Genomic DNA, 12,051 nt, shown 5'->3' on the forward strand with positions numbered 1-12,051 from the left:
CTTCGGAGGTTACACGGTCTCCAGGGCCGCGAGGGCCACCGCGCGGAACGCCGTGCTGGTCCGCAGCACCGTGCCCACGTCCAGGGACGATGGGTCGGAGCCACGCACCTCGGGCGACAGGTGTGCCAGCACGCGCGACGCGGCGAGCGAGGCGGGCACCGCGCGGAAGGCCGCCACCGCTGCGACATCGAAGCCCTGGACCGGACCGGGCCGGGTCAGCGCCTCGCCGGACCCGCCCAGACAGAGGGCCAGCGCGCAGAGGTAGCTCAGCTCCACCGGGCCGAAGCAGGCCAGCGTCCCCGCGCCCAACACCAGCTCGTCCGGAGAGGCCAGGTACGCCTCCACGCCACCGGCCGGGTTCAGGAAGACACGCAGCGACTCGGCCCCCAGCTCCTTCAGCGTGGGCCGCAGGGCCGCGTGCAGGCGGGGCATCACCTCGGCCGTTACCGCTACCGCGTTCGGAGGCAGCGGATGGCGGAAGCCCTCGGGCAGCGCCACCCGGGAGATCGTCGCGGCCGATGCGCTCGCCGTACTGGAGACGAGCGCCGCGCCGAAGCCGTCCACGCGCGCCACCTCCATGGGCACGTCGTCGCAGGCCACCAGCGCCTCGGCGTACAGCGTCCACCCGTCCGCGTCCACCGGTTGCCGCCGCAGCAGCTCGGGCCAGAGATAGATGGCCAGCGCCGCGCCCTCGTACGTGGGCGACAACCGCTCCGCCACCAGGCGCTTGGCCTCCATGGACAACTGGCCGGCCTGGAAGAGCCGCTCGGCAAGACGCACCGCGAACACCACCAGCTGCCCGTCCAGGTACCTGCGGAGGATGCCCTCCAGCGTCGCGGGGTCATCCGTGAGGCGCTCGCGCAGCTGCAACGCCTCGCCCGTGAGGCCCTGGGCCTCGGCGATCCGCACCCGCCGCTCCAGCCGCTCCGGCGTCTCCGGCAACAGCTTGAGCTGCTCGGCGGCCTCCGGCAGCCGGCCAAGGGCCTCGTAGGCCTCCGCCAGCCGCTCGCGCCACAGCCCCATCGCGGCCGGGCCGGCGAGAATGGCCGCCAGCTGCTCCGCCACCACCACGAAGCGCGCGTGGTTGCGCGTCTCGTCGTAGATGGGCAGCAGGAACTCCAGCGCGCGCACCGTCCCGGGTGCGTCCTCGAGCGCCTTCTCGAAGGCCTCCTGCGCACGCGCCTTGTCTCCCGCCCACATCAGCATGTCGCCATGCTCCACGTGGAGGCTGGCGCGAGCCTTGGGATCCGTCTCGAGCAGGATGAGCAGGCCCAGCGTGTCCGCCGCGTCCGCCGTGCGCCCCGCGTCGCGCTGCAACCGGAAGCGCTCGCGCAACAGCTTGCCGCGCCGCTCCGGCCAACCATCCGCCGCGTCGGAGAGCGCCTCGACGCGCTCGTCCAGCGAGAGCGCCCGGACGTGGGTCAGCACCACCTCGGCCACGGCCTCGGGGAAACCGCCGATCGACGACAGCAGGAGCCGCAGGCGCTCGGTGAAACCCGGCGACGTCGCGAAGGACTCCAGCGCGAGCAGGCGGGCCTCGGCCGGAGCGGCCTCCGCGCGCAGCACCTCGTCGCGAAGGCCCATGGCCATGGCCGCGTCCCACTGCGTGAGGAGCTCCGCCAACCGCAGCAGCCCCTCCCAGTCTCCTTCCGCGCGCAGGCCGGTGGTCAGGTCCGTGACGTGCGAGGCGTCCGCGTCCGGCCTCGCCACCAGCGCCCAGAGCGCCTGACGGACGCGGGCCATGTCCCCTGCACGCTCGGCGAGCGCGAGCGCCCCCGTGAGGTCCCCGGACTCGAGCGCGGGGCCGAAGCCCACCTCGACGGCGCGCGCCGGGGCGCCCAACCGGGTGAAGCGCTCGGCCAACTCCACCGGGCCCAGCGTGCCCGGGGCCTCCGAGGCCAGACGCTCGAGCACCTCGAGGGCCTCGATGCGCTCGCCCGCGGACTCCCAGAGGTCCGCCGCCTCCAGCAACAACGCCGGACGCTGCGCGGAGTACGCGAGACGGGCCGCCTGCAACAACGCCTGGGCCGCGCGCCCGGTTTCTCCCGCCGCACGGTGCAGCCGGGCCACCCACCCCAGCGACTCCGCGTCGGGCTCGATGGAGACGGCGGCACGGGCCGAACGCAGTGCATCCGGGAGACGGCCCGCGGCCTCGAACTCGCGCGACGCGGACAGCAGCAGCTCCCGGCGCTCCGCGTTGGCGAGCAGCTCCGCCCGAGCCAGGCGCACCTCGGCGAGACGGCCCGGCTCCTCCGCGAGCAACGGCTCCAGGGCCTCCAGCGCCTCGGCGTAGCCCGCACCGGAAGTGCCCCGGGCCACCACGGCCTCCAGCGCCTCGCGGGCGAGCGACTCGCGGCCCGCGGCACTCGCGAGGGAGGCCAGCTCCAGCCGCAGCAGGGAGGCCTCGTCCGCGTCCTCCGTCGCCGGCACCAGACGCTCGAGCGCCTCCAGCAGCGCGGCCTGTTCGCCCCGCTCGCGCAGGCCCTCCACCAGGGCCCGGATCGCGGCCACGTTGGTCGGGTCCGCCTCGGCCGCGCGCTCCCGGAGGGCCGCGGCGCGCCTCGGGTCATCGAGCTGCTCCGCGGCGACCTCGGCGGCGGCCATCAGCAGCTCCGCGGCGCGCGAGCCCCCGGCGGCCTCCGCACCGGCCTCGTAGACGGCGAGCAGGTCCGCGGGGCGGCCCAGGGCACGCAGGCCCGTCACCGCCCGATCGATGATGTGGGCGTCCGCGGGACGCAGACGCGTCAGGTGCAGCAGCGCGTCGATGGACTCCCTGGGGTCCTCGAAGAGGTCCGCGGCGCGGCGGTAGAGCACCTCGGCGGTGGCGGCATCCGCCTTGCGCGCGAGCTTCAGGGAAGCGCGGTACAGGCCCTTGGAATCACCCGTGCGGCCGTACACCTCGGCGAGGAGGGACAGGGCCTCCTGGCCACGCGCCCCCTCGGGCTCGAGCGCCACCACGGCCTCGAAGGACTCCGCGGCATCACGGTACGCCCCCGAGGACAGCGAGGCATGACCGAGCCGCAGGTGGGTGCGCACGCGCACCGGGACGGGAAGCGACTCGCCCCCGGCCGCGAGCAGACGCCGGTCATAGGGCTGGGCCGCGTTCGGGCCACCGCCCTTGGCGGCCAGCTCCGCGCGCGTGGCGAGCGCGTCCACGTCGTCACCCGCGTGGGCCAGGTAGTCGTCGAAGGCCTGGGCGGCGAGCAGCGACTCCCCCGCCTCGAGCAGGAGGTCCGCGCGCTCACGCAGCAGCGGCAGCGCCTGCTCCGACGGTACGGAGGCGGCACGAAGGGACAGCAGCTCCGCCAGGCGGCGCACGTCCCCGGCGGCACGGGCCCGCAGCACGTGGAAGGCCTCGGCGCTGGAGGGAGCGAGCTCGAAGGCCTGGTCCTCGCACAGCAGCGCGCGCTCCAGCGCACCGGCCTCGCGGAAGGCCTTCGCGGCGGCCAGGTAGCTCTCCGCGGCCTGCGCGGGCGGCTGCTTCTGGGCGCGGCGCAACATCAGCGCGGCGAGCGACTGCAGGTCCTCCGTCTCCGTGAGGAAGGCGCGGTGGCGGGAGTAGAGCGGCTCCTGGAAGGGGTCCGCCTCCAGCAGGAGGGCGTCGAACTCGGCGGCGTCCGCGTCCCGCCCCAGCTCGTGGAGCAGGTCCGCGGCCTGACGGGTGAGGCCCAGGTCGTCCGGCAGCGCCGAGCGCGCGGCGAGCAGCGCGATGACGGCGGCATCCGGACGTCCGGCGCGCTCACGGTAGAGGGTGGCGGCGCGCAGCAGCAGTTGCGCGCGGAGGGTGGGCTCCTCCTCATGCGAGGCGGAGTCCTCGAACCAGGCGGCCAGCTCGGCCACGCGCCCCTCGCGCTCGAGCAGCTCGCACAGGAGCGTCTCGGCCTCCTGGAGGGAACGGTCCAGGCGGAGCGCCTCGCGCAGGAAGCCCTCGGCCTTGCTGGAGTCGTCCAGCACCTCCAGGTGGAGCTTCGCCAACCGCAGCAGCGACGTGGCCTTCCCGGGCGCCTCGGGGAGCAGCGGCAGGACGCGCTCCAACCAGCGGGCCTCGGCGACGGTATCGTCCCGGCGCACGGCCAGCTCGATGCCCATGCGCGCCGTGTCGAGCTGCTCGGAGAGCGCGAAGGCCCGCTCCAGCGCGGCCTCGGCGGCGGACAGGTCCAGCTTCGCGTCGCGCAGCATCTCCGCGCGGTGGCGCTCGTAGGCGGCGGCCTCGTCCTTCCGGTCCTCCTTCTCCAGGAGGAAGCGCAGCGCCTCCAGCGAGCGCAGCGAGTCATCCACCCGGCCCGACTCCTCGGCCAGGCGCGCGTGCTCCGCGCAGGCGGAGATGGCGCCGTCCAGGTCTCCACGCTCCTGGCAGAGCGCGGCCACCACCTGGAGCTGGGCCATCAGCTCGGGGGCATGGCCCGTGTCGCGGTAGAGGTCGGCGAGCGCCTGGTGCAACGGCAGCGGCTCCTCCGCCATCTCCGCCGCGCGCGCCAGCAGGGAGGCGGCGAGCGCGGCGTCCGCCAGCGACTCGCGGGCACGCTCCGCCAGCGAGACGAGCCGCTCCGCGGTGTCGTCGGACGGAGGCAGGGCACGCGCGTGGGTGACGAGCACCTCGAAGGCGGCACGGGGCTCGTCCTTCTCCAGCAGCGAGGCGAGCCGATGCACGGCCACCTCGTTCAACGGACGCGCGATGAGCAGCCGCTTGTACGCGGACACCGCGCGCCGGGAGTCCCCGAGCTTCTCGGCGAGCGCCCCCAGGCGCAGCCACGCCTTCTCGGCGCTCTCGGGCTCGGTGGAGAAGTCCGCGGCGGCGGCGAGCTGCTCCTGCAGGGGCAGCGCCTCGACCACCTCTCCGTGCAGGAAGAGGAGCTCGGCCAGCTCGGCGAGCTGCGCGTCGCGCGCGGGGACGAGGACATGGGCGCGGCGGGCCAGCTCCAGGGCCCGGACCATGTCTCCAGCGGCGCGGGCATGAGAGGCCCCCTCGCGCAGGAGGGTGGCGGCCTCCGAGGAGGGAATGTCGTCGGTGCCGACGTCGAGGAGCTTCGCGGCCTCGGCGGAGTCACCCCGGTCGGCCACGAGGGCCACGAGGCGGCGGCGCACGTCGACGTTCTCGGGGGCCAGACGCACGGCCTGCCGCAGCGCGGCCTCGGCGGCCTCCGGCTGCTCCAGGCGCTCCAGGTAGAGGGTGCCCAGCTCCGCGTAGAGGGTGGCGGCCTCGGAGGGAGGCGCATGCGGGGCCTCGGCGGCGAGCAGGCTCGCGAGGCGCGCCCAGTCCTCCATCTCACGCAGCACGCGATGGAGCGCGGAGATGGCGCCAGCGTGACGTGGGGCGAGGGAGAGCGCCGACTCCAGGCTGTTCGCGGCCTCCGGAAGGCTCCCGCCCTTCTCGAGCAGGCTCGCGCGCGACAACAACGCCTCCACGCGGCGGGGCACGGGGCCCTGGCGCGCGGCCTCGGCGAGCGCCTCCGCCTCGGCATCCGACTGCCCATCCCGACGCGCGAGCGTGGCGAGGGCGAAGAAGGCATCACAGCGCTCGGCCGGGGAGAGCGGCAACGCCACGGCGGCGAGCAGGGCCTCACGGGCCGGAGCGCGCGCGTCCTTCTCCACCAACGTGGAGGCGAGCGCGAGGAGCCGGACGCGGGCGCGCTCGGCGAGGTCCGGCTCGGAGACGACGACGTTGCGCCAGGCCTCCAGCTCGTCCACGTCGTCCCCCGCCTCGCGGGCGAGCGCGGCGAGGGCGAGCCACAGGGGCGCGGGCCGGCGGGAGAGCTTCGTGGCGGCGAGGAAGTCGTCGCGCGCGGACTGGGCGCGGCCAGCGTTGCGGTGGAGCGCGGCGCGGCGGGCGAGCAGCTCCGCGCGGGCATCCCCCTCGGCGGCGGAGATGAGCGTGCCGAGCAGGGTGAGACGCTCGACCTCTTCCTGGGGAGTGCCCGCGCCCGGAGGGGGCAGCAGCTCCAGCAGGGACTGCGTGGCCCACGTGTCGTGAGGCTCCTCGGCGAGGAGGCTGCGCAGGGCGTCGGCGGCCTCGGCGGGACGGCCCAGGGCGAGGGACAGCTCGGCCAGCTCGCGCCGAGCGGAGCGGCGCGCGTCTCCGGAGAGGCGCGGCCACAACAGGGCGAGCTGGTCGGCCAGGGGCTCGCGCGCGCCCGCCTTGCGGTGGAGGCCAGCGAGCTCCACCTGGGCCTCGAGATCCTCCGGGGCCAGGGCACAGTACTGGGCCAGCAGGCGACGGGCGGCATCCGGGCGGCCGGCACGCACCGCGGCGGAAGAGGCGCGGCGCGTCAGCTCCAGCAGCTCGTCCTCGCGGAGCGCATCCGGGTCCGTCGCAGGCAGGGCCAGCACGGCCTCGAAGTCCTCCAGGGCGGAGCGGGCATCCCCCTGCATCCGCAGCTCGCCCCGGCGCACGCGCGCGGGAGCGAAGGAGGCATCCCGCTCCAGGGCCTCGGCGAGGAAGGCCTCCTCGCGGCTGGTGCCCATGGCGAGCACGGAGGCGCGGAAGAGGAGCTTCGCGCCGGCACGAGCGTCCGTCACGAGCGCGGCCTTGCGCGCGAAGAGGCGGGCGGCCTCCAGCTTCTCGCCCCGCTCCAACTCCAGCTCGGCGAGCGCGTCGAGGGTCTCGGCGGCCAACGGACCCGAGGGATTCGCATCGAGCGCGGCGGACAGGCGCAGGAGGGCGGGGCCCTTCTCCCCGCGCTCCAGGAGGACGCGAGCGCTCTGCAGGAAGAGGGGCGCGGCCTCCGCGGAGCGCTCGGCGGCGACGAGGGCCTGGGCGCGCGAGGCCCACAGCTCGGCCAGCTCCCGCGTCTCGCCTGCCTCGGTGTAGAGGGCCTCCAACCGGGAGGCGAGCGCGTCGTCCAGGCGGCGCAGCGGGAAGGCCTGGGCGTAGGCGGCGATGGCGGCCTCGCGGTCTCCCGCCAGCTCACACGCGCGGCCCAGGCGCGAACGGATGTCCGCGAGGCGCTCGGGGGCGGTGGTGCGCGGCAGGGTGGACAGCAGCGTCTCCAGCGCGCGCCGGGCGTGCTCGGGGCGCTCGCAGCGCAACGAGAGGTCGGCGAGCTCCAGCAACACGGCCTGGTCCGGAGAGAGGCGCGCGGCCTTCTCCAGGGCCACGAGGGCCTCGCCGAGCCGGCCCAGCCGGGCCTCCAGCACATTGGCGAGCTCGCGCAGCGCCGTGGCCGCGAGCCGCTTGTCGCCCTGCGCCTCGGCCACGCGCGCCCGATCCTCCAGGGCGTTGGCCAGGCCCGCCATGTCCGCGCGCTTGCGCTGGAGGGCACACAGCTCGCCCAGGGTGGGCAGGTCATCCGGCTCGGCCTTCAGCACCTCCTGGAGGGCGGTGGCGGCGAGGTCCAGGTCGAAGGCCAGGTCCCGCGCGGCCACGGCGAGGCGGCGGTACTTCTGCGCGCGCTCCCTGGGCTCGGTGGTGAGGCGCGCGAGGGAGGAGAGGCAGCGGGTGAGCAGCCCCCCATCACGCCGGGCCTCGGCGATCGCCAGCAGGGACTCCAGCGCGGGCTTGTGGTCGGGATCGGCCTCCAGCGCGGACGTGAGGAGACGCTCGGCCTTCTCGGGCTGCTGCAGACGGCCGCGGTACAGCTCACCGGCCTCGGCCCAGAGGGCGGCGCGGCGGCCGGGCTCCTCGTGGACGGCGGCGGCCTTCTCCAACGCCTCGGCGAGCTCCTGCGTGCGGCCGGTGGCGCGGAAGTAGGGAATCAGCTCGTCGAGCGCGGAGGCGTCGCGCGGGTCCAACGCGAGCGCGGCCTCCAGGTGCTCGCGGGCACGGGCGGGGTCCCCGAGCTTCGTGCGGTACAGGCGCGCCAGGGCGTGGTGGCTCTGGTGCGCGGCCTGGCGGATGGAGTCGGAGCGCGGAGCGGGGCCCGCCAGCTCCAGCGCCTGTTGGTAGCCGGCGAGCGCCTCCTGCAACTTGCCCAGCTTCTCGGCCACGCGCGCGGTGGAGAAGAGGGGCTCGGGCTCGCCGGGCAACAGTGACACGGCCTCTCGGTAGCGCAGCAGCGCGTTGTCCGGCTGCTGGAGGCCCTCCTCCCAGATGCGGCCGGCGAGGAGGTTGGCGCGGCCCACGCGGTCCAGCTCGTGGCGGGCCATGGCCACTTCACGCAGACGGTCCAGGGCCTTGAGGGCGCGCAGGTGCTCGCCGCCGCGGTGGCACAGCTCGCCGAGCAGCAGCAACGCATCCGGCTGATCCGGAGAGAGACGCAGCGCGGCCTCGCAGTGCAGGCGGGCGCCGGCGACATCGTCCTCCGTCTGGGCACACAGGCGCGCGAGGTGCACGTGGGCATCCGCGGCCTCGGCGGGATCTCTCGCGAGCGCGGCGATGCGGCGGTAGGCACGCACGGCACCGGCGCGGTCGCGGCTCTGGTCCGAGGCGCGCGCGAGGGCCTTGAGGGAAGGCAGGTGATCCGGCCTGAGGCCGAGCACCTCATGCAGAGCCTTCACCGCCACCTGGGGCGCATGGTCGCGAGCGGCGCGGGCGGCGGCCTCGGCGGAGAAGAAGGCGGCGGCCTCCTCGGAGGCGCGGCGCGAGAGGGCGCACAGGGCGAGGTAGCGCTCGGCGGCGCGGGCATGCTCACCCCGGCGCTCGCGCACCACGGCCTCGCCCCAGAGGGCGGCGGGGCTCTTCTCGCGGCGGCGCAGCAGCGTGGCGGCCACGTCGAGGGCCAGGTCGTGCGCCTGCGGATCCGCCACGAGGAGCGACAGCAAGCGCTCGGCGGCGAAGGGGTGGGCGTCCTGGGCGTCGCCGGCCTGGAGCCAGGCGTCGCGCGCCTCGGCGAGCCTGCCCTGGGCGATGAGGGCCTCGGCATCGGCGAAGGCACGGGCGCCCTCGAGGGCCAGCAGCAGCTCCTCGTCGGGCGGAGCGGGAGGTGGCAGGCCTCCAGAGGTGAAACGCAGACGCAGGCCCGCGCTGCTCACCTCGGCGGAGGAGAGGCGCGCGGTGTCCAGCACGGGCATCTTGAAGCCCCGGCTCACCGCGGCCTTCTGGCAGAGCGCGGGCAGCACGCGGGTGGAGAAGCCGGTGGCGCCACGCACCTCCACCTCGGGCAACAGGCCCAGCTCGGCCACGGTGGCGGCGATGAGGCCGGGCACCTGTACCGAGGGCGTGGAGGAGAAGCCGTACAGCCGCACGTCGTAGAGGTAGAGGGCGAGCCGCTCGCCGTCGGCGTCGAAGGCGACCTTGAAGGTGAGCGGGGTGCGCTCCGGGGCCTGGAGGAAGGCCTGGCCCTCCAGGTAGCCGGGGCGGAAGTGCAGCTTCAGGCCCTCGAGGCCGGCCACGCGTCCGGCGAGTTCCGCCACCTTGCGCACCACGAGTTCCGCGTCGACGTGCAGCTCGAGGAAGCCGAAGAGGAGCTTCTTGCGCTGGTAGCGCGAGGCTCCGGCGCTGACGTTGAAGGGGAAGGTGACGTCGGGAATCTGCAGCGCGAAGTCGGCGATGGAGAGTCCGGGCGCCAGTTCGAGGGGCGGAAACCCCACGAAGGCGCGCCTGTCCAACAGGCGCAGCTCGGGGGCTGCGGCTTGCGCTTCGGACGCGGGCTTGGGGGAGTCGCTGTCGATGGCCATCGCGGGGGCTGCTGTAGAGCGAGCGAAGTTACCACGTGGTCCAACCCCCCGGAATTTTTGCTGTTCTCCTGCCCGCTCAGCAGGCGACGTATCGCCTCCGGCTGCCCAGCAGGAGTCCGGCCCTCTCGGTACGGGGACGTGCTGAAGCGCTTGAGGTGGCAAGCGGAGGTGTTCGAGCATGGTGACAACGTGAACTTGACCCTCCTGAACACCGACGAGACCATCAGCCGACTCGTCTCGCTCATCAAGAACGCGCGCAAGCAGGTATTGCTCGTTTCCCCCTACGTTACCCTGGGAAAAGAGGATCGGATCGGGCAAGCGATCCGGGCTGCGCTGAACAACAAAGTCTCCGTTACCCTGATCTTTCGGCTCGACGACGATCTCCAGTCCTTCGCCAGAACGTACAGTGAGTACCTTCAGGAGCTCACCGCGCGGGGCCTTCAGATCCGCGTTCTTCCGAAGCTCCACGCGAAGCTCTACTGGTCGGAATCCGAGGTCATCATCTCCTCGTTGAACCTGCTCTCCTCGTCATTCCTCTCCAGTATCGAGGTGGGGCTCTGGTCTAAGGACCCAGCGGACGTGGCCCAGGTGCGGCAGTTCATCAAACAGGAGATCGAGCCGCACATCCTCTCGGGTCAAGACTTCCAGAGATTCGTGGAGAGCAAAGCCGGTGGGCAGGCCCGAACTTCCAGGAGCACCAGGCAGGCGGAGAGCCCTCGCGCGCCAACTGCGCTGCACGGGTTCTGCATCCGGTGCGCCATGCCGATCACGCTCAACCCTGCGAAGCCATACTGCTGGGACGACTTCCAGGAGTGGGCTGAGTACGAGAACGCGAATTACGAAGACAGCTTCTGTCACAGCTGCGGCGAGGAGTTCCCTGCCACCATGAACAAACCCCTGTGCCGGAGTTGTTACCCCGCCTTATTCACGAGAGGTGCAGGAGGATGACCGGAAAAGGAGGGTGACGCGCCTGACCTCCCGAGTGGTAGAGGGGTGTTGTTCAGACATCCACCACCACAAGGCAGGAGGCGCGTCATGGGTGAAATCCTCAACGACTTCGGGCTGGAGTTCAACGGCTCCGTGAAGCTGGAGGCGAGGGCGGAGCGGTTGACGTCGGAGGCAGGTGCGGTGCTGCTGAGGGAGGTGGACGAGCGGTTGGGGCTGACGCGCTGGCTGGGGGAGATGTTGACGGACACGCGAGACGAGAAGCGGATAACCCACTCGCTGAGGGAGTTGGTGCGCACGGACCTTCTGCTGTTGGGGCAAGGGTGGAGAGACCACGACGACGCGGACGCGCTCAGGAGGGACGCGGCGTTGAGGTTGGCGGTGTCGGACAGCAAGAGCAGCGTGCCGCTGAGGGGGAAAGAGGGGGGAGCGGAGGGGTTGGCCTCACAGCCCACCTTGTCGCGGCTGACGGCCATGTTGGCGCGAGAGGAAAACCGGAAGGTGCTGCACGAGGCGCTGGTGTGGCAGACGGGGCGGAGGCTGAGGGCGCAGCAGCCCAAGGGCCAGAAGCTCAAGCAGGTGACGGTGGACGTGGACGGGTTGCCGGTGGAGGTGCATGGGCACCAGGAGGGCAGCGCGTACAACGGGCACTACGGAGTACGCATGTACCACCCGATTGTCGCCAGTCTCGCCGAGACGGGAGACCTGCTGGACGTGAGGTTGCGCGAGGGAAACGTGCACAGCGCCAATGGAGCGCTGGAATTCATCGACGAGTTGCTGGGGCGAGTGGAGAAGGAGGTGTGTGAGGTGGCGGCGGTGCGCTTCGACGCGGGCTTTCCCGAGGAGAAGCTGCTGGCGAAGCTGGAGGAGCGAGGCACGCCCTACGTGGCGCGCGTGCGCAACACCAGCGTGTTGCAGCGGGAGGCGGCGCTGCCGCGCTTCATGAATTCGGGAGTGCCGCTGGGGGAGCCGGGCACCCACCTGTACGAATGGGAGTACCAGGCGCAGGGCTGGAGCCGTGCGCGGCGCGTGGTGTTGGTAGTGCTGGAGAGGAAGGACGAGCTCTTCCCGCACGCCTTCTGGCTGGTGACGAGCTGGAGCAAGGAGCAGATGCCGGCCGAGGCGCTGCTGGAGCACTACCGCCAACGCGGCACGGCGGAGGGCCACTTCGGAGAGCTCATGGACGTGCTGGCCCCGGCGCTCTCCTCGGCCAGACGGCCCAAGTCCAAGTACCGGGGGCAGCCGCCCGTCCAGCGCTCGGTGTCCATCGACGCCTTCGCCAACAACGAGGTACGCCTGTTGCTCAATGCCCTGGCCTACAACCTGGTGCACGCCGCGCGCGTGCTGATGGAGCAGGCCACGGGCGAGGGCTGGGGGCTGCTCCGTGTGCGCGAGCGGGTGCTCAAAGTAGCCGCGCGGGTGCTGTTACACGCCAGAAGAGTGGTGCTGGTCATTGGCCGGGAGTCGGCCAGCCTCTGGCAGAAGCTGTGGACGAAGCTGGGCTCGCTGAGCACAGCGCACATCACGTAGCTGCCTGGAGTCAATTGCAGCTCA

3 protein-coding genes are annotated in these 12,051 nt (G+C 73.0%); 2 read left to right on the forward strand and 1 reads right to left on the reverse strand.

The window, feature by feature from the left end; genetic code table 11:
• Positions 1-9: 9 nt before the first annotated feature.
• Complete coding sequence (locus JQX13_RS05090) at positions 10-9,552, reverse strand: flagellar hook-length control protein FliK (RefSeq protein ID WP_203407944.1); 9,543 nt, start codon at positions 9,550-9,552, stop codon at positions 10-12.
• A gap of 138 nt (positions 9,553-9,690) precedes the next feature.
• On the opposite strand from JQX13_RS05090, the gene JQX13_RS05095 reads away from it, so the two are divergent.
• Positions 9,691-10,500, forward strand: a complete 810-nt coding sequence (locus JQX13_RS05095) for a phospholipase D-like domain-containing protein (RefSeq protein ID WP_203407945.1) — start codon at positions 9,691-9,693, stop codon at positions 10,498-10,500.
• An 87-nt stretch (positions 10,501-10,587) separates the two neighbouring features.
• Positions 10,588-12,027: an IS1380 family transposase gene (locus tag JQX13_RS05100; RefSeq protein WP_203407946.1), complete on the forward strand. Its 1,440-nt coding sequence runs from the start codon at positions 10,588-10,590 to the stop codon at positions 12,025-12,027.
• The last annotated feature ends 24 nt before the right edge of the window (positions 12,028-12,051 follow it).

Origin of the sequence: Archangium violaceum (assembly GCF_016859125.1) — a bacterium.
GTDB lineage: Bacteria > Myxococcota > Myxococcia > Myxococcales > Myxococcaceae > Archangium > Archangium violaceum_A.